The organism is Streptomyces sp. L-9-10 (assembly GCF_004151105.1).
In the GTDB taxonomy this organism is placed as follows: Bacteria; Actinomycetota; Actinomycetes; order Streptomycetales; family Streptomycetaceae; genus Streptomyces.
In genome coordinates, this window is record NZ_PHRF01000056.1 from 21,263 (window position 1) to 45,368 (window position 24,106).

Here is a 24,106-nt window from a genome sequence, read left to right on the forward strand (position 1 = left end):
GTGCACACATTCACAAGATCACGTCTGCCCCCGACGCCGAAGGTGCCTCCCCGTGGACATCAAGACCGCCTCCTCCCTCCATCGCCTCCGTCTGGTCTCCGCCCCGGAGGCCGTGTCGTTCCTGCTGCTCCTCGTCTGCTCGGTGCTCAAGCGCACGACGGACTTCAACGCGGTCCCCGTCATGGGCGCCGTCCACGGTCTGCTCTTCGTGCTGTACGTGGTCTTCTGGCTGGACGCCTGGAACCGCACCAAGTGGTCCTTCGGCACCGCGGCCCTCTACTTCGTGCTCTCGGTCCTGCCGGCCGGCGGCTTCTTCGCCGAGCGCAAGCTCAAGCGCGCCGCCGACGACGCGGTCATCGCCTCCCGCGCGCGCCGCGAGGGTACGGTGAGCGCATGATCGTCGCCTTCTCGGTGAGCCCGCTGGGCGTGGGGGAGGACGTCGGGGAGTACGTCGCCGACGCCGTCCGTGTCGTCCGCGAGTCGGGGCTGCCCAACCGTACGGACGCCATGTTCACCTCCGTCGAGGGGGAGTGGGACGAGGTGATGGACGTCGTGAAGCGGGCCGTCGCCGCGGTCGAGGCCCGTGCCGGGCGCGTCTCGCTCGTCCTCAAGGCCGACATCCGGCCGGGGGTCACGGACGGTCTCACCTCGAAGGTCGAGACGGTGGAGCGCCACCTCGCCGGCTGAGCCCCGTCTCTCCCGCGACCCGCCTCGACCCGCACCGCGCCGCGCCCATCCGTACCGCCCCGCGTCAACCCGTACGCAGTAACCTCCGCGCACAGCACCGCCCGCACGGACGCCTCCAGTCGACACGCCGATCAATGTCCCCTTTTGTGGGGATATCAATCTGGTGCGACAGCTGGAGGCATCCGTGCGGCCGGAGGGTTCCGAGTACGACTACGACTATGACGTCCACAGCTGCCTGGCCGGTCCGCTCACGGAACCGGACCGGGCCGTGGCCTACCGGGTGCGCTACCGGAGTCTGCTCGCGCGGGAACCCCACCGAATAAGAGCCGTCCTGCTGATGGCTCTGGCGCCGCTGCTCTCCGGCGCCCTGCTGGTCTATCTCGTCTGGCCCACCCACCGCACCGAGCGCGAGGGCGGCGACCGCCTGCTGGTGGTCCTCGATCATGTGATGCTCGGCTCGATCGGGCTCATCGCCCTCTTCATGCTCGTCAACGTCACGTCGGTCGCCCACGCCACGATGGTCGCCAGGGACCCCATACCCGTCCCCGCCGAACCCGGCACCCGCGTCGCGTTCCTCACCACGTACGTCCCGGGCAAGGAACCGCTCGCCATGGTGCGGGCCACGCTCGAAGGAGCCGTACGGCTGCGCCACAGCGGCCCGCTCGACATCTGGCTGCTGGACGAGGGCGACGACACCGCCGCCAGGGCGCTCTGCGAGGAGCTGGGGGTCCGCCACTTCACCCGGCACGGCATACCGGAGTGGAACCGCCGGAAGGGCGTGCACAAGGCGCGCACCAAGCACGGCAACTACAACGCCTGGCTGGCCGCGCACGGCGAGGAGTACGACTTCTTCGCCTCCGTCGACACCGACCACGTACCGCTCCCGAACTTCCTGGAGCGGATGATGGGCTACTTCCGTGACCCGGACACCGCCTTCGTCGTCGGCCCGCAGGTGTACGGCAACTACAGCTCACCGGTCACCAAGGCCGCCGAGTCCCAGCAGTTCCTCTTCCACGCGCTGATCCAGCGGGCCGGCAACCGCTACCACGCCCCGATGTTCGTCGGTACGAACAACGTCGTCCGGGTCAGGGCGGTCCTGCAGATAGGCGGGCTGTACGACTCGATCACCGAGGACATGGCCACCGGGTTCGAGCTGCACCGCACCAGGAACCCCGTCACCGGCCGGTTCTGGCGCTCCGTCTACACCCCCGACGTCCTGGCCGTGGGCGAGGGCCCCGCCTCCTGGACCGACTTCTTCACGCAGCAGCTGCGCTGGTCGCGGGGGACGTACGAGACGCTGCTCAAGCAGTACTGGAAGGCGCCGTTCCGGGTGCCGCCCGGACGGCTGCTCAGCTACACGCTGATGCTCGTCTACTACCCGATGACCGCCGTCAACTGGTTCCTCGGCATTCTCAGCTGCGTTCTCTTCCTCTGGTCCGGCGCCTCGGGCACCCAGGTCTCGTCCTCGGTCCTGCTGATGCTCTACAGCGATGCCGCCGCGCTGCAGATAGGGCTCTACCTCTGGAACCGGCGGCACAACGTCTCGCCCCACGAGCCGCGCGGCTCGGGCGGTCTCGCCGGAATGGCGATGTCCGCGCTCTCCGCGCCGGTCTATCTCCGGTCGCTGGTCTCGGCGCTCCTCCGCACCCGCGGCCGGTTCGTGGTCACCCCCAAGGGCGGCCGGGCGAGCCCCGACCGGCTGATGACCTTCCGGCTCCATCTCTTCTGGGCCGTGGTGCTGGCCGCCTCGCTCGTCGCGTCGGTGGTCCTGGGCCATACGCACGCGGCGATGCGCACCTGGGCGGTCCTGGCACTGGCGATCGCGCTCGCCCCGGTCGGCGTCTGGTGCTGGACGCTGCGGGCCGGGCGCGCCGGCGACACCGTACCGGCGTCCGTCCGTACGTCCGTGGAAGCCGCCGAGAACCCGGACGCGGACCTGGACCTGGACGCGGACCTGGACCTGGTCCCGGACCTGGATCCGGACCTGGAGCCCGCGTCGGCCTACGCCGCGTCGGCCGTGACGTCTGTGCCATCCGTGACGCCTGCGACGATGACAGGAGGGAACTGACCCATGCCCCAGCGGTACCGGCCGCGCAACAGGCCGTCGGAGAAGTTCAAGAGGACACTGCTCGGCGGCGGAGCACTGGTGGTGCTGGCCGCCCTCAACGCCCCCGCTGCCTTCTCGTTCGCCGAGGAGAAGTACCACGCGTACAAGATCGCGCAGCCGGGCTACAAGCGGCAGTACGGCTCCTGGGAGATCCTCGACGTCCCGAAGGAATACCGGACGAACGCGATCCACGCGGCCCTGCTGCACACCGGCAAGGTGCTGATCATCGCCGGCTCCGGCAACAACCAGAAGAAGTTCGACGAAGGGTCGTTCGACACGATCCTCTGGAACCCGGCCGACAACTCCTTCAAGAAGATCCCCACCCCGGAGGACTTCTTCTGCTCCGGCCACTCCCAACTCCCCGACGGACGGCTGCTGGTGGCGGGCGGCACGGCGCGCTACGAGGTCCTCGACGGCGAGGTGGAGCGGGCCGGCGGCCGGATGCGCGTCAAGAACGAGAACCCGGACCGGGCCCACACCTTCAAGAAGGGCACCCGCTTCCGCTCCCCCTCGGGCGTCGAGTTCATCAGCAAGTTCGATGTCACGGTGCCCCGGGCGAAGAAGGAGCTGAAGGTCGGGTACGGCAAGGGCGGCCGGATGCTGCCCTGGCGTACGAAGGTGACGGCCGGCGAGGCGCGGGTGTTCGTGGAGGCGGCAGAGAAGGGGCCGCGGGGACTGACCACCCAGGCCGCGCAGTACGAGATCGTCGGGCTCAAGGGCAAGGACGCGGACAATCTCTACGGCCTGGCACAGAAACTCACCACGGAGAAGCAGGACTTCCAGGGCATCAGATCCGCGTACGAATTCGACCCCACGGCCGAGAAGTACCTGCCCGTGAACCCGATGAAGGAGGCCCGCTGGTACCCCACGCTGGTGACCCTGGACGACGGGAGGGTGCTCGCGGTCTCCGGCCTCGATGACGTCGGCGCCGTACTCACCGGGGACAACGAGCTCTACGACCCGAGGACCAAGGAGTGGTCCAAGGGCCCCACCCGCTACTTCCCTACCTATCCCGCGCTCTTCCTCACCAAGGGCGGCAAGCTCTTCTACTCGGGCTCCAACGCGGGGTACGGGCCCGCCGACAAGGGCCGGCGGCCGGGGATCTGGGACCTCACGAAGAACACCTTCACCGAGGTCGGCGGGCTCACCGATACCGACCAGACGGAGACCTCGGCCTCCCTGATGCTGCCGCCGGCGCAGGACCAGCGGGTGATGCTGCTCGGCGGCGGAGGCGTCGGTGAGTCCTCCAAGGCCACCGCGCGCACGGCGATCGTCGACCTCACCCGGGACAGCCCGGCCTTCCAGGAGGGGCCCAGGCTGCCGAAGGGCACGCGCTATCTGAGCAGTGTGCTGCTCCCGGACGACACGGTGTTCACCACCGGCGGCTCCTCCGACTACCGCGGTCGCAGCGCCAGCGACATCCTCAAGGCGCAGTTCTACGAGCCGAGGACCAACACCTTCCGGCCGGCCGCCGACCCGACCGTGGGGCGCAACTACCACTCGGAAGCGCTGCTGCTGCCCGACGGACGTGTGGTCACGTTCGGATCCGACCCGCTCTTCCGCGACGCCGACAACACCAGGCTCGGGACCTTCGAGCAGCGTGTGGAGATCTACACGCCCCCTTACCTCCAGGGCGACGGAGCCGGTGGGAACAGACCGGCGCTGGGGGAGGGGCCGCAGGCGGTCGACGGGAACGGCCGGGCCACCTTCCGCGCCGCCCGTCCCGACCGGATCGCGAAGGCGAGGCTGATGCGGCCGAGCGCCGTGACGCACACGACGGATGTCGAGCAGCGCTCGGTCGAACTGGCGCTGACGAGGACGAAGGACGCGGTGACGGTGGAGGTGCCGAAGGACCGGGCGCTGGTACCGCCCGGCTGGTACATGCTCTTCGTCACCGACTCCGCCGGTGTCCCGTCCGAGGCGAAGTGGGTCCGGGTGGACTGAGCCCGGGGACATGGCCCGGGGCCTGTCCGGCCGGACAGGCCGTCAAGCGGTGGTGTCCTCGCTTCGGCGGGCGAGGCCCAGCGCGTAGTCGGGCCACCAGGTACCGGCCGCGGGACCGCCGCGGCAGGGGCCGTCCGAGTCGCCGGGGCGCTTGATCCAGAGATAGGCGTCCAGCAGCTCGTTGCCGGTGTTGGTGGTGGGCGCCGAGCCGAGTGCCCTGCCCGGCGGGTTGCACCACGCCTCGTCCCTGTCGCCGCGCAGCGGACCCGCGCCGTTCCTGCTGGTGTCGATGGTGAAGTGGACATCGCCCAGCAGCCCGGAGAGCCGCGTGCCGTACGCCTTGACCGCGTCGGTCGTCTGGAAGTTGGACACATTGAGCGAGAAGCCGTCGGCCGCGGCGATCCCGGCCCGCCGGAGCGGCTCGGTGAGCTTGGCGGGGTCGGCGATCCAGTCCGGGTTGCCGGCGTCCAGATAGACCCGGGTGTGCGGCTGCCGCTTGAGCCTGCCGATGGCGTGGGCGAGCAGCTCGTACCGCTCGTCGTGGTACTCCGCCGGGGTGCAGCCGTCCGTCAGATGCGGAACGGCGTCCGGCTCCAGGATCACGACGGCCTCGGCGTCGCCGAGGGCGGCGGCGAAGGAGCCGATCCAGTCGCGGTACGACTCGCCGTCATGCGCGCCGCCCGCGGAGTAGAGCCCGCAGTCGCGGTGGGGGATGTTGTACGCCACGAAGACGGCCGTGCGCTTGGCGGCCTTCGCGCCGCGCACGGCCCGCTGGATCCCGGGCTCGGGGTTGTCACCGGCCGGCCAGTCGGCCACCGCGCGCTCGGAGATCCGCCGCAGCGCCTTCGCGTCGTCCTTGCGTCCCTGCTGCTCCCACTCCCTGACCTGGCGGGCCGCGTCGCTCTCCGGATCGACCCAGAACGGCGAGGACGCGGTGGGGACTTCGCCCCGGAGCGCGGAGGAGCCGGTCCGGCCGGCCCGCTCGGCCCGCTCCGTCCGCTCGACGGAGTCCTGACGGGATTCGGGGGAGCAGCCGGCCGCCGTCAGCGCGAGTGCCGCCGCGAGGGCGGCCGAGGCGAGCGGGCACGGGCGCCGGTGCGGTGCGCGCGTGCGGTGCGGTGCGTGCGGGCGGTGTGGTCTGCGGCCGGACATCCAGCCCCCTCGGAAGACGACTGGGCAACGGGCGACGACGGGAATAGCAATACCGGCATATCGTTACATAATGTTCAGTCGGTCGCGCTCTGCGACACCGACAGCGCGATACCGAGCGGCGTCCGCTCGTACAGCACCTGATGTCCGTAGCGCCGCGACGCCAGCAGCCCCGCCCCGCGCAGCGCCGAGAGGTGCGCCGACACGGAGGACGGGGCCAGGCCCAGCAGTCGCGCGAGCGCCGTCGTCCCGGCCGGTTCGTCCAGCGCGCACAGGACGTCCGCCCGCGCCCGGCCCAGCAGCCGGGCCAGTGCCTCGGGCGTACGGTCCGACGGTCGTGTCCACAGGCCGCCGATGCCGCGCGCCGGATAGATCACGGCCGGCTGCCACGGCGGCAGATAACCGCTGACGACGTTCGGCCAGCAGAACACACTCGGCATCAGGATCAGCCCGTCGCCGCCGAGGACCCGCGTGTGGCTGCCGTGCGTCCCCGTGATCGTCAGCGTGGAGCCGTCGGTCCAGCCGAGCTGCGGACTCAGCTCCCCCAGCAGCCCGTGCAGTCCCTTCTCCGCCAACCGCCGCGAGTGGTACGCCACATCGGCCTCCAGCAGGGTGCGCAGCCGGGGCCAGTGGGGCTCGACCAGTTCGTGCCACACCCGCTCCAGCAGTCCTGCGAGCTTCCGCAGGGCCCCTGCCGGATCCGCCGTCATCGCCCGGCCCTCGGGGCTCGCCGCGGCGCCCGGGGTGTCCGCGAGCGCCAGTGTGATGTCGGTCCTGACCAGCTCCGGGTCGGTGGCGCGGACGGCCGCGATCTCCTCCTCGAAGGTGGGGAGCGGGACCGACGGCGGACGGCTGAGGAAGTCCGGGTTGTGCCCGCGCTCGGGCATCAGGAGATGCAACGGCGCGAGGTCGATCGCCGCCGCCGCGGTCCGGATCCCGCGCAGCCACGGCAGGTGGTAGCCGTGCCGCTCGGGGCGCGCGAGGGTACGGACCGCCTCCTGCGTCTCCCAGAGCGGTGAGACGGCGAACCGGCAGCGGAGCAGATCGCTCTCGTCGAAGTGAAGCTGGAACGGCATGGCGCGTACGGCCCCCTGTGCCGAAGATTCGGACTCGTCCGAATGTCTGTCCCGGGATCGGCTGTCCCGCCAGTCTGCCTCCATGCCCAAGAACGCTTCCCGGGGGTACGGCGCCGTCTTCGCCGTCCGCGAGTTCCGGTTCGTCTTCGCCGCGCACCTCCTCTCACTGCTCGGCGTGGTCGTCAGCGAGATCGCGCTGACCTTCCTCGTCTACGACCTCACCGGATCCCCGCTGCTCAGCGCCCTCACCTTCGCCCTCGGCCTGCTTCCGTACCTCGTCGGCGGGACCCTCCTCGCCGGGGTCGCCGACCGCTATCCCGCCCGGCGGGTGCTGGTGGTCTGCGATCTGCTGTGCGCCGCGTGCGTCGGGGTGATGGTGCTGCCCGGCACACCGATCGCCGGGCTGCTCGCCCTGCGCTGTGTCGTCGCCGCGATCGCGCCCGTCTTCACCGGGACGAGGATGGCCGCGCTGACCGACATCCTCGGCGAGGGCGATCTGTACGTACTCGGCCGCTCCCTGCTGCGGATCGTCTCGCAGAGCGCGCAGCTCGCCGGGTTCGGGGTGGGCGGGGTACTGCTCGCCGCGGTGCCCGCGCGGGGCGCGATCTGCGTCACCGTCGGTACGTTCCTCTGCTCGGCCGCGCTGCTGCGCTTCGGGACCCGCGACCGGCCCGCCCGCGCCACCGGGCAGGAGGCCGGGCAGGCGGCCGGCCGGGGTGGCGCGCTGCTGAGGGATTCGCTCGGCGGGGCCCGGCTGCTGCTCGGCGACCGGCGTACGCGGGCGCTGCTGCTGCTCTTCTGGGTGCCCGCGATGTTCGTCGTCGCGCCCGAGGCCCTGGCGGCACCGTACGCGGACTCCCTCGGCCTCGGCCCCGCCGCGCTGGGACTGCTGATGTGCGCGATGCCCGTGGGACACCTCGTGGCGGAGCTGTACGTCGGTACGGCCCTCTCCCCGAGTGCCCGCTCCCGTCTCGTCCTGCCGGTCGCCGGCTTCGGCCTGCTGCCACTGCTGGTGTACGGGGCCGAGCCCGGACTCGGCTGGGCGCTGGCCGCGCTCGCCCTGGCCGGAGCGGGGGCCGCGTACGTCATCGGCCTCGACCAGTGGTTCGTCGCGGCGGTCCCCGAGGAACTGCGCGGCCGGGCCATGACGCTGCTCACGGCCGGTCTGATGACGATCCAGGGGCTCGGCATGGCCGCCGCGGGGCTGGCCGCGGAGTTCCTGCCCGTGCATCAGGTCGTCGCGGGGGCGGGCGTTATCGGCACGCTCTGCTGTCTTGTCCTGGTACGGGAGGTCCACCGCACCGCGCCGCACGGACCGGAGCGGCGGGCGAAGGATCAGATCGTACGACCGAAATCCGAGACAGGGCCGTCCGCCTGGTGACCTCTGGGTAGGGTCGGAGCCGTGCCGAAACCGCTCAGCCTTCCCTTCGATCCCATCGCCCGCGCCGACGAACTCTGGCAGCAGCGCTGGGGGCCCATGCCGTCCATGGCGGCGATCACCTCGATCATGCGCGCGCAGCAGATCCTGCTGGCCGGCGTGGACGCGGTGGTCAAGCCGTACGGGCTGACGTTCGCCAGATACGAGGCGCTGGTGCTGCTCACCTTCTCCAAGGAGGGCGAGCTGCCGATGTCCAAGATCGGCGAGCGGCTGATGGTCCACCCGACCTCGGTCACCAACACCGTGGACCGGCTGGTGAGATCCGGCCTGGTCGACAAGCGGCCCAATCCGAACGACGGCCGCGGCACGCTCGCGTCCATCACGGACAAGGGCCGCGAGGTGGTGGAGTCGGCCACCCGCGATCTGGCGGAGATGGACTTCGGGCTCGGGGCGTACGACGCCGAGGAGTGTGTGGAGATCTTCGCGATGCTCCGCCCGCTGCGGGTGGCGGCCAGGGACTTCGACGACGCGGGCTGAGCCGGGAAGCCGGGAAGCCGGGAGCCGCGGGGCGAGGACGGTCCGAGGGCCGGGGGCCCCGCAGGCGCCGGAAGGGGCCGGGATACGCTCGATGCCATGAAACAGAGCGTGCTGTCCCGCTACCGGGTGATGGCGTACGTCACCGCCGTATGGCTGCTGGTCTTCACGGTGGCGATCATCCTGAAGTACGGATTCGACACCGGCGACACGATGCTGATCTCCCAGATCCACGGTGTGCTGTTCATCGTGTACGTCGTCTTCGCCTTCGACCTGGGCACCAAGGCGAAGTGGCCCTTCGGCAAGCTCCTCTGGGTGCTGGCCGCGGGCTGTATCCCCGTCGCGTCGTTCTTCGTCGAGCCGAAGATCACCCGCGAGGCCCGGCCGCTGGTCACGGACCGCGAGCCCGCCACGGCCAAGGCCTGACGGGCCCGCTCGGGCACCATTCCAGCCCGCCCGCGCGAGCCGCGGGCGGTTTGGCATCGACATTTACTTGGACGTCCTAGTAAATTTGAAGGTATGGACGTCATGGAGGAGGGCCGCCGGCGCTGGCAGGCCCGCTACGACAAGGCTCGTAAGCGCGACGCGGATTTCGGCACGCTCTCCGGTGACCCGGTGGAGCCGGTCTACGGGCCCCGGCCCGGCGACACCTATGAGGGCTTCGAACGGATCGGCTGGCCGGGGGAGTACCCCTTCACCCGGGGGCTGCACCCCACCGGCTACCGGGGCCGGACCTGGACCATCCGCCAGTTCGCCGGATTCGGCAACGCCCGGCAGACCAACGAGCGCTACAAGAAGATCCTGGCCAACGGCGGTGGCGGGCTCTCCGTCGCCTTCGACATGCCGACGCTCATGGGCCGCGACTCCGACGACCCGCGCTCGCTCGGCGAGGTCGGCCACTGCGGGGTCGCCATCGACTCCGCCGCCGACATGGAGGTCCTCTTCGACGGCATCCCGCTCGGCGAGGTCACCACGTCGATGACCATCAGCGGTCCTGCGGTCCCGGTCTTCTGCATGTATCTCGTCGCGGCGGAGCGCCAGGGCGTCGATCCGGCCATCCTCAACGGCACGCTCCAGACCGACATCTTCAAGGAGTACATCGCGCAGAAGGAGTGGCTCTTCCAGCCCGAGCCCCATCTGCGTCTGATCGGCGATCTGATGGAGCACTGCGCCGCCTCCATCCCCGCGTACAAGCCGCTGTCGGTCTCCGGCTACCACATCCGCGAAGCCGGGGCGACGGCCGCGCAGGAACTGGCGTACACCCTCGCGGACGGCTTCGGCTATGTGGAGCTGGGACTGAGCCGGGGGCTGGACGTGGACGCGTTCGCGTCCGGTCTCTCCTTCTTCTTCGACGCGCATGTCGACTTCTTCGAGGAGATCGCCAAGTTCCGCGCGGCCCGCCGGATCTGGGCGCGCTGGATGAAGGAGGTGTACGGAGCGCGGACCGACAAGGCGCAGTGGCTGCGCTTCCACACCCAGACGGCGGGTGTCTCGCTCACCGCGCAGCAGCCGTACAACAACGTCGTGCGGACGGCGGTGGAGGCGCTGGCGGCCGTTCTCGGCGGTACGAACTCCCTGCACACGAACGCGCTGGACGAGACCCTCGCCCTGCCGAGCGAGCAGGCCGCCGAGATCGCGCTCCGTACCCAGCAGGTACTGATGGAGGAGACGGGCGTCGCCAATGTGGCCGATCCGCTCGGCGGCTCCTGGTACGTCGAGCAGCTGACCGACCGGATAGAGGCCGACGCCGAGAAGATCTTCGAGCAGATCAAGGAGCGCGGTCTGCGGTCCCACCCGGACGGGCAGCACCCGATCGGTCCCGTCACCTCCGGCATTCTGCGCGGTATCGAGGACGGCTGGTTCACCGGCGAGATCGCCGAGTCCGCGTTCCGGTACCAGCGGGCGCTGGAGAAGGGTGACAAGCGGGTCGTCGGCGTCAATGTCCACCACGGCTCGGTCACCGGCGATCTGGAGATCCTGCGGGTCAGCCACGAGGTCGAGCGCGACCAGGTCCAGGTCCTGGCCGAGCGCAAGGGTGCCCGGGACGACGCCCGGGTCCGTACGGCCCTGGAGGCCATGCTGAGCGCCGCCCGTGACGGCTCGAACATGATCGCTCCGATGCTGGAGGCGGTACGGGCCGAGGCGACGCTCGGCGAGATCTGCGGGGTACTGCGCGACGAGTGGGGGACGTACACGGAGCCGCCCGGCTTCTGAGCCCCCGGCTTCTGGAGGCCGTACGCGGTGCGGGCGGCCGTCCCCGGTCGAGGCCGACGGGGGCGGCCGTCCGCTGTTTCTCCCCGTGCGTCCCTCTCCTCGTGAATACCTCTGAGTGAGAGCTAAAATGAGGGAATGGCCACGGAGGAGTTCCCCGACTCGCTCGCCGTCGTCCTCGCGGGCGTCCAGCGGATGATGCGGCGGCGGCTGCGTGAGGGCTTTCCCGTACCGCCGCTGCGCGGCGCGCAGATCGAGCTGTTGCGGCTGGTCTCGGCCCGTCCGGGGATCCGGGTGTCGGACGCCGCCAAGGAGCTGTATCTCGCCGGCAATTCGGTCTCCACCCTGGTCAATCAGCTCAGCCGGGCCGGATATCTCCTCCGTGAGACCGACCCGGACGACCGGCGTTCCGCGCGGCTGCTGCCCACCCCGGCGGTGGAGGCGCGGCTGAGCGAATGGGACGTCCGCCGGCGCGCGCTCATGCGCGAGCAGGTGGAGCATCTGTCGGACGAGGACCGCGAGGCGCTGGCGGCGGCCCTCCCGGCGCTGCGCAGGCTCGCCGCGAACCTGCGTGAGGAGGGGGGAGCGGCAGCGGAGGAAGCGGGGGGACAGGGAGTGGAGGGAACATGACCGACACACCGTTCACCGGCGACGCGGGCCCGGACGGAGCGCGGCCCGCGGGCGCCGCTCCTCCGGCGGCCGGCCGTCCGGACCCCGCCGGGCCCGACGCCGTCAGCTGCCGCGGACTGGACTACGCCTTCGGCGAGACCAAGGCCGTCCAGGACCTCGACCTCTCGGTCGCCGCCGGCGAGGTCTTCGGGCTGCTCGGTCCGAACGGCGCGGGCAAGACCACCGCGATCCGCTGCATCACCACTCTGCTGCCCGTCCCGGCGGGCATGGTGCGGGTGTTCGGCCACGACGCGGCGAAGGAGAAGATGGCGGTACGCCGCCTGCTGGGCTACGTCCCCCAGCAGCTGTCCGCCGACGCCTCGCTGACGGGCCGCGAGAACGTGACGCTGTTCGCCCGCGTCTTCGACGTCCCGCGCCGCGAACGGTCCGAACGTGTCGCGCAGGCGCTGGCGGCCGTCGATCTGACCGGCGCGGCCGACCGGATGGCCAAGACGTACTCCGGCGGCATGATCCGCCGGCTCGAACTCGCCCAGGCGCTGGTCAGCGCGCCGAGACTGCTCATGCTCGATGAGCCGACGATCGGCCTCGACCCGATCGCCCGTACCAGCGTCTGGGAGCACATCAACGCCGTACGGCACGCCACGGGCATGACCGTGCTGGTGACCACGCACTACATGGACGAGGCCGATCAGTACTGCGACCGCGTCGCGCTGATGCACCGCGGGCGGATTCACGCGCTCGGCACCCCGGGCGAGCTGCGGGCCGAGCTGGGCGAGCGCCGGGCGGCGGCGGGCACCCCGGGCGACGCTTCCGGCAACGCGTCGGGCGGTGCTTCCGGCGGCGCTTCAGGCGGCGCTTCGGGCGAGAAGGGCGCGCTGCCGACGCTGGAGGACGTCTTCAGGGACGTGGCAGGCAGCGGCCTCGACGAGGAGGGAGGCGACTTCCGTGATGTCAGGAGCACCCGCCGCACCGCGACCCGCGTCGGCTGAGGAGACCGGCCCCGGCCGGCTGGACCTGCTGCTCGTACCGCCCCGTGCCCGTACCGGCTGGCGCGTGCTGCCCGCCAGGGTCGTCGCGATGTGCGTGGTCGAGCTGCAGAAGCTGCGCCACGACCGGACCGAGCTGTACACCCGGGCCGTTCAGCCCGCCCTGTGGCTGCTGATCTTCGGTGAGACCTTCACCCGGATCAAGGCCATCCCCACCGGCGGCATCCCGTACATCGACTTTCTCGCGCCCGGCATCATCGCCCAGTCCGCGATGTTCATCGCGATCTTCTACGGCATCATGATCATCTGGGAGCGGGACGCCGGCATCCTGACCAAACTGCTGGTCACCCCGACCCCGAGAGCCGCGCTCATCAGCGGCAAGGCGTTCGCCTCCGGGGTGAAGGCGCTGATCCAGGCGGTGGTGGTGATCGTCATCGCCGCGGCCCTGGGCGTCGGTCTGACCTGGAACCCGCTGCGGCTGCTCGGGGTGGCCGTCGTGGTGGTCCTCGGCTCCGCGTTCTTCTCCTGTCTGTCGATGACGATCGCGGGGATCGTGCTGACGCGCGACCGGCTCATGGGCATCGGCCAGGCCATCACCATGCCGCTCTTCTTCGCCTCGAACGCGCTCTATCCGGTGGCGATCATGCCCGGCTGGCTCCAGGTGGTCAGCAAGATCAATCCACTGAGCTACCAGGTCGACGCGCTGCGCGGGCTGTTGCTCGGTACGCCGTCCCATCTGCTGCTCGACTTCGGCGTCCTGGTGCTGGCGGCGGCCGTGGGTATCGCGGCGGCCTCGTCGCTGCTGGGGCGGCTGGCGCGATGACGCGGCACGGGTGCGCCGGACCCGGCTCGCTCAGCTCTGCGCGGCGGCCAGCCCGTCGAGCAGCAGGGCCGTGAACGTACGCGCCCACTCCTGGTCGACCGGCTCCGCGCTGACCAGGGTGCGGTGGACCACCGCGCCGGCGATCACGTCGAAGATCAGGTCCGCGGTACGGGCCGCCTTCGCGGCGTCCGGCTCGCGGGGGAGTTCACCGCGGGCCTGGGCGCGCTCGCGGCCCAGCGCCACCAGTCGTTTCTGGCGGTCGACGATCGAGGCGCGGATACGGGTCCGCAGCGCCTCGTCCCGGGTGGACTCCGCGATCACCGCCATGAGCGCCGTCTTGGTCTCGGGCCGTTCCAGCAGCGCCGCGAACTGGAGCACCACGCCCTCGACATCGGCCGCCAGGCTGCCGCGGTCCGGCAGCTCCAGCTCGTCGAAGAGGACGGCGACCGCGTCCACGACCAGCTCGCTCTTGGCCGTCCACCGCCGGTAGAGCGTGGTCTTGGCGACGCCCGCCCGGGTCGCCACGTCGCCCATCGTCAGCTTGGACCAGCCCAGCTCACCCAGTGCGGCCCGGGTCGCTTCCAGGATGGCGGAGTCGGCATCGGCGCTGCGGGGGCGCCCCCTTCGACTGGACATGACGGCGACCATACCGGCCGGTAGGGCATGCGCTGTGAGTCAGCTCACCGGATGGATCTTCCCCGTCGCACCGCCCGGCAGTTACGCTACGACGCGTAGCGAAAGCGGGGAGCGGCCGGCCCGTCACGCGGTGGTGCGCGTACCGCTTTTCAGAAGTGTGCGCGGAGGGGGGAGGATGTACTCATGCAGCCTAGGAACATGTCCATGAGCGGCGTCGTCGACCTCGCCGCGGTGAAGGCGGCCGGTGAGGCCAAGGCGAAGGCGGAGCAGGCCCGCGCCGAAGCGGCCCGTCAGGGCGGCACCGGTGCCGTACCCCCCTCCAGCCTCGTGATCGACGTCGATGAGGCGGGCTTCGAGCGCGATGTCCTCCAGCGGTCCACCGAGGTCCCGGTCGTCATCGACTTCTGGGCCGAGTGGTGCGAGCCGTGCAAGCAGCTCAGCCCGGTGCTCGAACGGCTGGCGCGCGAGTACAGCGGCCGGTTCGTCCTCGCCAAGATCGACGTCGACGCCAATCAGATGCTGATGCAGCAGTTCGGGATCCAGGGCATCCCCGCGGTCTTCGCGGTGGTGGCGGGACAGGCGCTGCCGCTCTTCCAGGGCGCGGCCCCGGAGACCCAGATCCGGCAGACCCTCGACCAGTTGATCCAGGTCGGCGAGGAGCGCTTCGGGCTGACCGGGATCGCGGTCGACCCCGGCGCGGAGACGGACGCGGCGGACGGCGCCGAGGAGGAGGCCGTCGAACCGGTGGGACCGTACGACGCCCTGCTGGAGGCGGCCGTACGCGCGCTGGACGCCAACGACTTCGCCGCCGCCTCGCAGGCGTACCGCGACGTGCTGGCCGACGACCCCGGCAACTCGGAGGCCAGGCTCGGCCTCGCCCAGGCCGAACTGCTCGCACGCGTACAGGACATGGACCAGGCGCGGGTACGCAAGGACGCGGCGGACAAGCCGGGCGATGTGGCGGCGCAGATCGCGGCGGCCGATCTCGATCTGGTCGGCGGACATGTGGAGGACGCCTTCGGCCGGCTGGTCGAGGCCGTGCGCCGGACGGCCGGGGACGACCGGGAGGCGGCGCGGGTACGGCTGCTGGAGCTGTTCGACGTGATCGGCGGGGACGACCCCAGGGTGACGGCGGCGCGTTCGGCTCTGGCGAGGGTCCTTTTCTGATGCGTTGAGGTAGTTGAGGTATTCGCCGTTTTCCCGGTCGCCAACTCCCTGGCGTGCTCGTGGATTCGGCGAAGCGACGATGACAGTGGCCGCGCTTTACCAAAACTTGGTAAAAGCGGCTGCTGTTACTCGCAGTAAATCGCCCCCCTTGTTCTGTCCCGCTATGCGTGGCAATCGCCGCTTCTGCCGCACCGTGGGGCCACACCCTGTGTGGCTGCCCGATGCCGGCGGGTCGCCCGCTGGTTATCGGGCCGTTACTAGCCAGTAACGAACCCCCTTGTGTCCCGGGCGCGAATGCACCACGATCGGCGACGCTCGGTCCAATTCCGCACCAGCACGGCAGCCAGCCGCGCCGTCGGGCCTGGGTCCCCACCGAGCGGACCGGCGGCAGCGTCCGCCGGCCCGGACAGGGGGGTTCCTGCCTACCCGGCAGGGCCTGTCCAGAGGTTGCGCGAAGGCGTGGCCAGTGGTTGTCGCTCGGGGGTGATCGCCGGTGGTTCCGGACGCGGTTGGCGCCTCGGGCACGGGCGCTCTCCTTCCCGAGGACGTAGCACTTCTCCCATCCCAGGACGGGGTCTCACCCGATCCGGAGATGTACGTCCGAGAAGGAGGAAATTCATGGAGTCCCAAGTACGTGGCGGGACCAGATGGAAGCGGTTCGCCGTCGTCATGGTGCCGAGCGTGGCCGCGACGGCAGCGATAGGTGTCGCGCTCGCACAGGGGGCGCTGGCGGCGTCGTTCAGCGTGTCGGGGCAGAGTTTCAAGGTCAGCGCCGACAAGCTGGTCGGCCAGAACTTCGTGCAGTACGGCGGCGTCGCCGAGGGGTTCGACTCCAAGGGCAACAAGGCCTCGCACCCGGTGGCTGTCTCCGGGTTCAAGACCGCCCAGATCACGAACATGTGCCAGTCCGTGGTCACCCCGCTGCCGTTGCTCGGCACCAGTGTGACGCTGGTTCTCAAGGCCGGTGACAAGGGCACGGAGATCGATGCGGAGAACCTCTACCTCGACGTCGAATCGCTCGACGCCGACGCGGAGTTCAAGAACATCGACATCGGTGTGGCGGCCGGTTCCACCAAGTCCCCCGGCATCCAGCCGGGAACGACGGCGAACAAGTTCGGCTTCGCCCAGCAGGCCGACGAGGCCGTTCTGAGGGATGTCGAGCAGACCGCGTGGGCGACCACCGCGGGCACGTTCAAGCTGCCTGACCTCAATCTGAGGCTCAAGGTCGGCGACCCCAAGAAATACGAGTGCTACTAGGCACCGCCGGCGGGTGGGCCGGGCGGTCCCCGGACTGTCCGGCCCGCTCGTCCCCCCGTCTCTGATCGCACCACCGCATACCGCTTTCCAGGGAGCTGTTTTCCATGAGCGCCGAGTCCACAGGTTCCCGCGGATTCACGTACTGGCGGCTTCGGTTCCGCGCCTGGCGAGGCGCCCGGCCGTTCTGGGCGGGCCTGTTCACTCTTCTCGGCGGACTGCCGATCGCCTATTTCCCCTATGCCCAACTCCATTTCGGAAACCTGACACTGGCCATGTCCACCACGGCCGGAGCGGGTTCGCTGATCATCGGCGTACTGCTGGTGACCTTGGGCCTGACGATGTGGTTCCAGGCCATCGTCCGGGTCTTCGCCGGTGTCGCCGCCATTCTGCTGGCGCTGGTGTCGATCCCGGTCTCCAACATCGGCGGCTTCCTGCTGGGCTTCCTGCTCGCCATGGTCGGCGGCGCGCTCTCGATCTCCTGGGCCCCTGACAAGTGGGTCAGGCCGGCGCCGGCCGAGCTCGACACCCCCCACGGGGCACCGGAGCCCGACGGCGACGGCGACCCCTTCTTCCCCGGTCCGCGCGACGGGGAGGACCCGAACGTGACGGATACGACTGCCCATGCCAACGGCGGGAGGAACAGTGCGGGGTGACGACACGCAACGAGTCGCGGCCGGAGGCGATGATTCCCGGGTGAGAAGAGGGCCGCGTCACGCGGCCCCGAGAAAGTCGCTCCTGACCAAGCTTCAGATACCCGCGGGCAAGGCGATGGCGCTGGCGGCGATGCCGACGGCCGTCTTCGTGGGCATGGGGCTCACGCCCCGGCTCGCGCTGGCCGACGACGGCAAGGACATCCCGTTCGCGCCGGGTCCGTGCGTGACCCGCTCGGACGAGCCGTCCGCGTCGGCGTCCGAGTCGCCCACGTCGACGCCGTCGGCGTCGGAGTCGGGGCCGGAGTCGACGGAGTCGCCGAAACCGGGCGAATCGCCGTCGGCGACACCGGACCCGACGGCGAGCGGGAGTTCGGCACCGGATTCCGGGGATTCAGGTTCCTCGGACTCCGGGGATCCGGACTCCAGGGAGCCCGCCGACGCGCCGTCCGGACCGGCGCCGGGACCGACCCCCACGAAGTCCAGGAACCCGCTGGACCCGCTGGGGCTGGGAGACGCGCTGGGAGACCTCCTCGGCGTACCGGACAAGGACGAGCCGAGCGGCCCGGAGCCGAGCGCCTCCACCACGGGGAAGCCGGACGCCGATCCGTCCACGAAGCCGACGTCCGAGCCGGGGAGTTCCAAGCCGGACGGTTCCGCCGACGGCAAGGGCACGGACGGCAAGGGCACGGACGGCAAGGGCACGGGCGATACGGCCGCCGACGGAACCAAGGACGCCATCAGGGAGGCGGCGGGCAAGGTCGGTGCCGAGGTCGAGGAGCTGGACGAGGACGCCAAGGGTCTCGACGCCCACAAGGACGACGAGATCCCCGAGGGCGCGGACGGCAAGGAGCGCTTCCCCTGCCCGACGGCCGACCCCGAGGCCCTCGCCGCGGCCGAGGAGGAGCAGGGCCTCCCGCTCCTGCCCGACGACCCGTGGACGCTGCACAGTTCGCTGCTGACCCTGCGGGGCCTGGACTACAAGGGCATCGTCGAGGTGCGGACGGGCAGCGGCAAGGTCAAGAAGGCGCTGAAGTTCACCTCCACCTCGGTGGACATCAAGGACCTGCACCAGACCGTCGTCTACCCCCTGGGCAGGACGGGCCATGTGCAGGCGCGCGAAGGCTCCACGTCCACGATCCGCGACGGCGAGGTGACGATGTACACGGAACGGCTGAAGGGCAACCTCTTCGGCCTCATCCCGATCACCTTCAGCCCGGAGACCCCGCCCCCGCTGAACATCCCGTTCGCCTTCTTCACCGACGTCGAGGTCACCCAGGCGGGCCAGTTCGGCGGCACGCTCACGGTCCCCGGCCTCCAGAACTACCTCACGAACTGACACGGATCCCCCGTGAGCCGCGGGGAGGACTGTGGCCCGCACCGGACAGTTGGTGCGGGCCACAGCCATTCCCGCGGCTCACGCGGCTCCGGGGGTCGGGTCCATCGAATGCAATATTAAGAATATGTGACCATCATCTCGAGATTCTCGCCACGAATTCTTCACAGTGACGGTCTCTGTACCTAGAGTGAGTTGGTCGCGGTCACCCGGCCCGATGTGTGGGCGTCGGGGGGCGCGGTCTGCGGGCTCAACCCTCGCATGGCCACGCACTCACTCGTGTGAGGACTTCTCCCGCTCATGTTCGGACAACTCAGTCGTACGACGCGCCGAGTGGTCGTGAGCGCCGTGACCCTGGCCGCCGCCGCGCTGGCCGTCGGGACGGTGACCGCCTTGCCTCACGCGCCATGGTCCTCCGAACCCGCCGCTTCCGGCGAGGTGGCCGTTGTCAAGTCGGCCGCCGCGGTCACCGGCCCCAAGACGCTCTCCCTCTTCGGCCGCAAGTCCAACGGCCATCTCTACGACTACGAGCCCAATGGCACCGGAGGTGTGAAGGCGGCCGTCGACCTCGGCGGGGGGTTCGGTGAGGCCACCGCCCTGGTGCAGGCTGGGCAGTCGGAGAACGGCGCGGGCAGCGATCTCTACTTCCGGATGGCCAATACGCTCTACTACACCGCTGAGCGGGGGAGCGAAACCAAGATCGTCGGAAACGGCTGGGACATCTTCAACCTCTTGATGTCGCCGGGAAACCTGGGCGGAACGGCCCAGGACGACATCGTCGGACGTGACGCCGCGGGAGCGCTCTGGCTCTATCAGGGCAAGGCCGACGGCATGCTCCTCGCCCGTATCAGAATCGGCACCGCCGGCTGGAACGGCATGGATGTCCTCACTGGTCGCGGGGACTACACCGGCGACGGCAAGTCGGACCTGATCGCCCGGTCCACGACCGGCACGCTCTACATCTACCCGGGCACCGGAAACGCCACCGCGGACGCGGCCTTGGGTGCGCGCGTCACCGTCGGTACCGGCTGGGGCACCGCCACGTACAAGACTCTCGTCTCCACGGGCGACAGTAACGGTGACGGCAAGGCGGACCTCATCGCTGTCGACCCGGCCGGTGCGTTGTGGCTCTTCAAGGGAACAGGCAACGCGAGCGCCCCCTTCGCGGCGAGGGTCCAGATCGGCACCACTGGCTGGACCGCCTTCAACACCCTCTTCTGAGTGGGTTTCTTCCTTCCGATTCCCGAATTTCTTCCAGAAAAGGACCGGTTGACCACTCATGCGTAGAAGCTTGCCTTCAAGCAGGCGCCGTGCACTCGGCAGATGGCCACACTTGCTCACCACCACGGTCCTGGCGACGGCGCTGGCCGTCACGATCACGGGAAATCAACTCCCTTCACTGCCGGAACAGACGCGGCTCGCGGCGGCGGCAGACATTCCAGACGGGTATGACCTGGAAGCCGCAGCGACCACACGCGCCGAGCAGTGCCTGCTCAACCTCATGTCGCGCAAGGGCGGCCAGGAGCTGAAGTCCGTCGCGCGTACCGGGCTGAACGGCACTGAACAGGACCTCCACACGGCAGCGGACAGCGAGCTGTGGTGGGACGGCAAAACCCCGCTGGCCGTTGCCTTCGCCAAGGACAAGGCATGGGCCGATGCGAAAGGCGACGAGCTCCGGAGCCGGGACGACGTGTGGGAGCAGTCCCTCGACGTCCCATCGACCACCATTCCGCCGGGCTACACGACTGTCGGCTTCGAGTGGATCGAGGACGACGACAATCCGTTCAACACCACCGCGTTGACCACCTGGCTCGCCGGGCAGTACTGGAAGTCCGAGTACGACCTCTACCACGAGGACCAGACCCCGCTCGCGAGTCAGGACTCGGTGAACGCGGCCAACGCGATCGCCGCCGTCCGGTACCCGGACGTCTTCCCCCACGAGGACTACGAGGGGTGGCGCGCTTGGGAAGACATGACGTTCATGCACCCGATGTACGCCGACGACGCGCGGATCTTCCTGCAGCACGGTGGATTCCCTGCGTCGGCGCCCGAGCCGGACTCAATGGAGTTCCGCCTCGACGTCGAGGCCCTGAAGTCCCGTTTCGCGTCGTGCTCGACGGAGAATCCGCCGGACCCGTACAACGTTCTGCGCACCGAGGTCATCGTCGCGTCGACCGAGTGGCAGTCCGAGCTGGCGGGGCAGAGCCGGCAGCGTGAAGCGATCATGACAGCCGAGTCCAAGGCTTCGCGTCATCTGGCGATGGCCACCCAGGCTCTGGGCGAGGCGCTCGCTCAGTCGATCATCGCCAGCCGACTGTCCGACTGGCAGGCCTACTGGCTGAAGCAGTCCAGTAGCAACACGGACTACCCGACCGCCGCCGAGTTCGCGAAGGTCAAGACAGACATAGAGAAGGCCCGGGCCCGGGCACAGGGCCGGGTCTTCGTCGCGGGCCGTGCCGCGCTCGCCGCGCAGACGGAGGCGACGAAGGCCGAGACAGCGAAGCAGGAGGCGTACACGATCGCGGACGCCGCGGGCCAGCCGCGCGGCCGCGGTCTGATGTACGGCCAGCAGGGCGTTCAGATCGCCAAGGCCTCGGCGGCAGCCGCTCAGGCGGTGTTCAAGGCCACCGAGACCGCGTCGAACGCGACCCGTGCGTCGGCGGCCGACAGCAAGACACTGATGGCGTTGGCGGAGACGCAGGCGCACGCCTCGAAGGCGGAATTCCGGCGCAAGGCCGCGGAGGAGGCCGAGGCTCAGGCCAAGGCCGCCGCGGAAGGCGCCGCGGCTCAGGCCAAGGAGGCCGCGGCCAATGCCACAAAGGCGAAGGCCGCCCAGGGGAAGGCAGAGGCGGCTGAGCAGGCCGCGAAGGTCGCCGCGGCCGATGCCAAGGCCAAACGTGGGACGGCCGAGGCCGAGCGGGATGTGGCCGCCGCAGAGCGACGTCGTGCCGACAGCGAGCGGGCGAAGGCCCAGGCCGCGGAAGAACGCGCGGTGGCGGAACGAAAGGCCGCGGCGGATGCTCTCTCCGCGGCGAGAACGTCGGGCAATGCCGCCGACAACAAGAGCGACGAGGCTGTACAGGCCTCGGTGCGTGCCATGGAGGCGCGTGACGCGGCACTGGCGGCGGAACGTAACAAACAGGCGACCGAGGCGCGGGCGCAAGCGCTGGAGGCAGCCGCGGCGGCAGCCGCGGGGACGGCTGCCGCCGCGGAGACCCGCCAGGCCGCGACGGAGGCGCGCGCGGCGGCGAACGACGCGGCCGGACATGCCGCGTCGGCGCGTTCCGCCGCCGATGACGCGACCGCGGCGTCGGTCTCCGCTCGCGCCGCCGCCACCCGGTCGGAAGGCGCGGCTGCCCGTTCGCAGTCGGCCGCAGATGGTGCCGCCGCCGCAGCGGCGAGGACCGGTGCCGCGGTGAAGAAGGCACACGCGGCGGCCGCTGAGGCCATCGACGCGTCGCAGGCGGCGTCGGAGAACGTGGCCAAGGCCGAGGCCCTGTCGAAGGAAGCCGCCGCCAAGGCGGTCAAGGCCCGGCAGGACGCGGCAGCCGCGAAGACCGAGTCCGTCCTCGCCCAGGCCGCGTCGATCCGCACCGCCGGATTCGCCTTCGCCACCGCTCAGGCGGCTGTCGCGGCACGGGACTCGGCCGCGCAGGTCATTGAGCCCGCCAACGACGCGATCGAACTCGGATCACCGTACAAGGACACCGACTCCTCGGCGGGTCTCGCCGTGCTGACCGGGCAGGCATCCAAGACCCTCGCCGAGCAGCAGGCCGCCCTGGCCAAGGCCAAGGCGGAGCAGGCGAAGAAGGCCGCGGTGGAGGCGGCCGCGCTCGCGTCGAAGGCGAGCGCCGATGCCAAGTCGGCGGCGGAGGCCGCGGCCCGTGCCGCGGACTGGGCTTCCAGGGCGGTCGCCTCGCTCGAACAGGCGCGGGTCTCGGCGGCCGAGGCCAAGAAGGCCGCGGAAGCGGCACAGAAGGCTGAGACGAATACGGTCGAATACGACCGGCAGGCCAACGAGGACGCTCTCGCCGCAAAGGTGGCGGCCGGCCAGGCCGCGTCCGAGGCGGCAGCTGCGGATTCCTCCGCGACCGAGGCGGAGAAGGACGCAGTCGGAGCTCGCGCCGCCGCGTCAGCGGCGGAGGCGGACGCCAACACGGCGGATGATGTCGCCACGACGTCGGAGGCGGACGCCGTTGTCGCCGAGGGCGCGGCTTCGGACGCGCAGAACTACGCCACCGAGGCGGATCGGGCCGCCGACCGTGCCGAGGAGGAGCAGAGACAGAGCGACGCGGCGGAGCGCGCGATCCGGATCGAGGCCGGTTCGGTGGACACCGGTCCGGACATGAGCCAGGACGACGAGGCGCTGCTGCTCGCCGCGTGCGGCCAGGTGTGCGTGGACGAGTTCCGCATGGCCAAGGCACTGGCGGGCCAGGATCTCAAGGACTGGGTCATCGCCAATGGCGGCCAGATCCTGATCGACCTGGTCGGCTGGACCGACGCCAAGGAGTGCTTCACCAAGGGTGATATCGAAGGCTGCCTATGGACGCTGCTCAACGCCGTGAGCTTCGTCGTCCTTGTCGGCAAGATCCCGGCCGTCACCAGCGCGGTCATCAAGATCGGCGGTGGGGTCGCCAGGTTCCTCGACAAGTCGGTCAACGCCAAGCGCACGCTCGACCGGCTGCGGAACGTCATCGAGGAGACGAGGAAGGCCGGGGCCGGAGCCTCCTGTCTGCTCGATCTCGCGGGGAGCGTCGTCGGATTCTCGTCACGCACGGTCGGCGCGCCCGGCGCGAAGACGGCTTCGGGGCAGGCGGCCTCGGCCGGCAAGCCCGCCGTCTGCATGCGCTCCGCCATCGGCGACGACAAGGCACTGACCAAGGCGGCTCGCGAGGCGGCGAATGAGGCGCTCCAGCCCGATTTCGACAATATGTTCAGCCAGTTGAAGAACGGCAACATGCCGGGCGGGGAGTACAAGAGCCTGACCGGTACGGGCATCATCTACTTCCGCTCACGCAAGGGTGCCAGGCTGTTCGTCAAGCGGACCGAGGACGGCTGGCTGATCGTCGCCAAGGCGAACAAGGGGAATGAGGACAACGTCATCAAGAGATTGAAGAAGATCTATGGGTGATCCGCTGCACCGTGTCAGGACCGAGCACTTCGACGCCGTCTTCATGCTCGGCGGCGAAGACGACGAGGACACCGTCGACAACGTCGACGTCCTGGTCACGCTCCCGGACGGAACGCGCTACAGCGCCACGTTCCTCACGCTCGGCGCGATCGAGCGGTGGATGGACAGCGAACCGGAGGAGTACGAACGTCTCCAGTTCCAGTGCCCCGATCTGGTGATCACCCGGTACGCGGGGGTTCCCGCGATGACGCGCGTCCTGGAGATGGCTCACGCGCGCGGTGAACTGGGTTCGCTGCTCGTCGAGTTGGATCCGCGGCCGGTGGACGAGGACTGATCCGGGCCCGTACGACGGAGCGACTGTGGGCCGCGCCCTCTCAAGGGCGCGGCCCACAGTCGTACTGGAC

The 24,106-nt window shown here is 70.1% G+C and carries 21 protein-coding genes; 18 read left to right on the forward strand and 3 right to left on the reverse strand.

Features of this window, described 5'->3' with window-relative positions:
- Positions 1–52 precede the first annotated feature (52 nt).
- The 4 genes from CU044_RS15340 (at position 53) to CU044_RS15355 (ending at position 4,738) form a co-directional block, all read left to right on the forward strand.
- Positions 53–397 carry a DUF3817 domain-containing protein gene (locus CU044_RS15340; protein WP_030351952.1) on the forward strand — a complete coding sequence of 115 codons (345 nt, stop codon included), beginning with the start codon at positions 53–55 and terminating at the stop codon, positions 395–397.
- Entirely contained in the window at positions 394–687 is a 294-nt protein-coding gene (locus CU044_RS15345; protein WP_031091528.1) for an MTH1187 family thiamine-binding protein, read from the forward strand. The genes CU044_RS15340 and CU044_RS15345 overlap by 4 nt, the downstream gene beginning before the upstream one ends.
- Before the next feature lie 184 nt (positions 688–871).
- On the forward strand, positions 872–2,755 hold the full coding sequence (locus CU044_RS15350; RefSeq protein ID WP_240045625.1) for a cellulose synthase catalytic subunit: 1,884 nt from the start codon (positions 872–874) through the stop codon (positions 2,753–2,755).
- Between the two features lie 3 nt (positions 2,756–2,758).
- A complete protein-coding gene (locus CU044_RS15355) occupies positions 2,759–4,738 on the forward strand; it encodes a kelch motif-containing protein (RefSeq protein ID WP_129769140.1) in 1,980 nt (659 codons plus the stop codon).
- A 42-nt stretch (positions 4,739–4,780) separates the two neighbouring features.
- Here the strand turns inward: CU044_RS15355 and CU044_RS15360 are convergent, their stop codons facing one another.
- Positions 4,781–5,890 (reverse strand): glycoside hydrolase family 6 protein, encoded by a 1,110-nt coding sequence (locus CU044_RS15360; RefSeq protein WP_129769141.1) that lies wholly within the window; start codon positions 5,888–5,890, stop codon positions 4,781–4,783.
- Between the two features lie 74 nt (positions 5,891–5,964).
- Entirely contained in the window at positions 5,965–6,963 is a 999-nt protein-coding gene (locus CU044_RS15365; protein ID WP_129769142.1) for a DUF5937 family protein, read from the reverse strand.
- Between the two features lie 82 nt (positions 6,964–7,045).
- Here CU044_RS15365 and CU044_RS15370 point away from each other — a divergent pair, with 82 nt between their 5' ends.
- From CU044_RS15370 to CU044_RS15400, 7 genes are all read left to right on the forward strand, one after another.
- Positions 7,046–8,344: an MFS transporter gene (locus CU044_RS15370; protein WP_240045618.1), complete on the forward strand. Its 1,299-nt coding sequence runs from the start codon at positions 7,046–7,048 to the stop codon at positions 8,342–8,344.
- Between the two features lie 21 nt (positions 8,345–8,365).
- Complete coding sequence (locus CU044_RS15375; RefSeq protein ID WP_129769144.1) at positions 8,366–8,878, forward strand: MarR family transcriptional regulator; 513 nt, start codon at positions 8,366–8,368, stop codon at positions 8,876–8,878.
- Between the two features lie 96 nt (positions 8,879–8,974).
- Positions 8,975–9,301 (forward strand): DUF3817 domain-containing protein, encoded by a 327-nt coding sequence (locus tag CU044_RS15380; protein WP_129769145.1) that lies wholly within the window; start codon positions 8,975–8,977, stop codon positions 9,299–9,301.
- A 93-nt stretch (positions 9,302–9,394) separates the two neighbouring features.
- A complete protein-coding gene (locus CU044_RS15385; protein WP_129769146.1) occupies positions 9,395–11,089 on the forward strand; it encodes a methylmalonyl-CoA mutase family protein in 1,695 nt (564 codons plus the stop codon).
- A gap of 135 nt (positions 11,090–11,224) precedes the next feature.
- Entirely contained in the window at positions 11,225–11,716 is a 492-nt protein-coding gene (locus tag CU044_RS15390) for a MarR family transcriptional regulator (protein WP_129769147.1), read from the forward strand.
- Positions 11,713–12,705, forward strand: coding sequence for an ATP-binding cassette domain-containing protein (locus tag CU044_RS15395; protein WP_129769148.1), 993 nt, complete (start codon positions 11,713–11,715; stop codon positions 12,703–12,705). The genes CU044_RS15390 and CU044_RS15395 overlap by 4 nt, the downstream gene beginning before the upstream one ends.
- The gene (locus CU044_RS15400) at positions 12,665–13,525 is read left to right on the forward strand and encodes an ABC transporter permease (protein ID WP_129769149.1); all 861 of its coding nucleotides are present in this window, start codon (positions 12,665–12,667) and stop codon (positions 13,523–13,525) included. The genes CU044_RS15395 and CU044_RS15400 overlap by 41 nt, the downstream gene beginning before the upstream one ends.
- A 30-nt stretch (positions 13,526–13,555) precedes the next feature.
- On the opposite strand, the gene CU044_RS15405 is transcribed toward CU044_RS15400, so the two are convergent.
- Positions 13,556–14,161, reverse strand: a complete 606-nt coding sequence (locus tag CU044_RS15405; RefSeq protein ID WP_240045619.1) for a TetR/AcrR family transcriptional regulator — start codon at positions 14,159–14,161, stop codon at positions 13,556–13,558.
- A gap of 183 nt (positions 14,162–14,344) precedes the next feature.
- Here CU044_RS15405 and CU044_RS15410 point away from each other — a divergent pair, with 183 nt between their 5' ends.
- The 7 genes from CU044_RS15410 (at position 14,345) to CU044_RS15445 (ending at position 24,036) form a co-directional block, all read left to right on the forward strand.
- Positions 14,345–15,328: a tetratricopeptide repeat protein gene (locus CU044_RS15410; RefSeq protein ID WP_129769151.1), complete on the forward strand. Its 984-nt coding sequence runs from the start codon at positions 14,345–14,347 to the stop codon at positions 15,326–15,328.
- 618 nt (positions 15,329–15,946) lie between these two features.
- A complete protein-coding gene (locus CU044_RS15420) occupies positions 15,947–16,585 on the forward strand; it encodes a DUF6230 family protein (RefSeq protein ID WP_129769152.1) in 639 nt (212 codons plus the stop codon).
- Positions 16,586–16,689: 104 nt separating this feature from the next.
- Positions 16,690–17,238 carry a DUF6114 domain-containing protein gene (locus CU044_RS15425; protein WP_129769153.1) on the forward strand — a complete coding sequence of 183 codons (549 nt, stop codon included), beginning with the start codon at positions 16,690–16,692 and terminating at the stop codon, positions 17,236–17,238.
- Positions 17,228–18,574 carry a hypothetical protein gene (locus CU044_RS15430; RefSeq protein ID WP_129769154.1) on the forward strand — a complete coding sequence of 449 codons (1,347 nt, stop codon included), beginning with the start codon at positions 17,228–17,230 and terminating at the stop codon, positions 18,572–18,574. The genes CU044_RS15425 and CU044_RS15430 overlap by 11 nt, the downstream gene beginning before the upstream one ends.
- Positions 18,575–18,871: 297 nt before the next feature.
- Entirely contained in the window at positions 18,872–19,792 is a 921-nt protein-coding gene (locus CU044_RS15435) for an FG-GAP-like repeat-containing protein (RefSeq protein WP_129769155.1), read from the forward strand.
- A gap of 112 nt (positions 19,793–19,904) precedes the next feature.
- A complete protein-coding gene (locus CU044_RS15440) occupies positions 19,905–23,702 on the forward strand; it encodes a hypothetical protein (RefSeq protein ID WP_129769156.1) in 3,798 nt (1,265 codons plus the stop codon).
- Positions 23,695–24,036: a hypothetical protein gene (locus CU044_RS15445; RefSeq protein ID WP_129769157.1), complete on the forward strand. Its 342-nt coding sequence runs from the start codon at positions 23,695–23,697 to the stop codon at positions 24,034–24,036. Before CU044_RS15440 ends, CU044_RS15445 begins: the two co-directional genes overlap by 8 nt.
- The last annotated feature ends 70 nt before the right edge of the window (positions 24,037–24,106 follow it).

Bases quoted from the DNA above. Each gene is read 5' to 3' on its own strand.
- CU044_RS15345 (WP_031091528.1), top strand. From the start codon at position 394: ATGATCGTCGCCTTCTCGGTGAGCCCGCTGGGCGTGGGGGAGGACGTC.
- CU044_RS15355 (WP_129769140.1), top strand. From the start codon at position 2,759: ATGCCCCAGCGGTACCGGCCGCGCAACAGGCCGTCGGAGAAGTTCAAG.
- CU044_RS15360 (WP_129769141.1), bottom strand. From the start codon at position 5,890: ATGTCCGGCCGCAGACCACACCGCCCGCACGCACCGCACCGCACGCGC.
- CU044_RS15365 (WP_129769142.1), bottom strand. From the start codon at position 6,963: ATGCCGTTCCAGCTTCACTTCGACGAGAGCGATCTGCTCCGCTGCCGG.
- CU044_RS15370 (WP_240045618.1), top strand. From the start codon at position 7,046: ATGCCCAAGAACGCTTCCCGGGGGTACGGCGCCGTCTTCGCCGTCCGC.
- CU044_RS15380 (WP_129769145.1), top strand. From the start codon at position 8,975: ATGAAACAGAGCGTGCTGTCCCGCTACCGGGTGATGGCGTACGTCACC.
- CU044_RS15385 (WP_129769146.1), top strand. From the start codon at position 9,395: ATGGACGTCATGGAGGAGGGCCGCCGGCGCTGGCAGGCCCGCTACGAC.
- CU044_RS15390 (WP_129769147.1), top strand. From the start codon at position 11,225: ATGGCCACGGAGGAGTTCCCCGACTCGCTCGCCGTCGTCCTCGCGGGC.
- CU044_RS15395 (WP_129769148.1), top strand. From the start codon at position 11,713: ATGACCGACACACCGTTCACCGGCGACGCGGGCCCGGACGGAGCGCGG.
- CU044_RS15400 (WP_129769149.1), top strand. From the start codon at position 12,665: ATGTCAGGAGCACCCGCCGCACCGCGACCCGCGTCGGCTGAGGAGACC.
- CU044_RS15405 (WP_240045619.1), bottom strand. From the start codon at position 14,161: ATGTCCAGTCGAAGGGGGCGCCCCCGCAGCGCCGATGCCGACTCCGCC.
- CU044_RS15410 (WP_129769151.1), top strand. From the start codon at position 14,345: ATGCAGCCTAGGAACATGTCCATGAGCGGCGTCGTCGACCTCGCCGCG.
- CU044_RS15420 (WP_129769152.1), top strand. From the start codon at position 15,947: ATGGAGTCCCAAGTACGTGGCGGGACCAGATGGAAGCGGTTCGCCGTC.
- CU044_RS15425 (WP_129769153.1), top strand. From the start codon at position 16,690: ATGAGCGCCGAGTCCACAGGTTCCCGCGGATTCACGTACTGGCGGCTT.
- CU044_RS15435 (WP_129769155.1), top strand. From the start codon at position 18,872: ATGTTCGGACAACTCAGTCGTACGACGCGCCGAGTGGTCGTGAGCGCC.
- CU044_RS15445 (WP_129769157.1), top strand. From the start codon at position 23,695: ATGGGTGATCCGCTGCACCGTGTCAGGACCGAGCACTTCGACGCCGTC.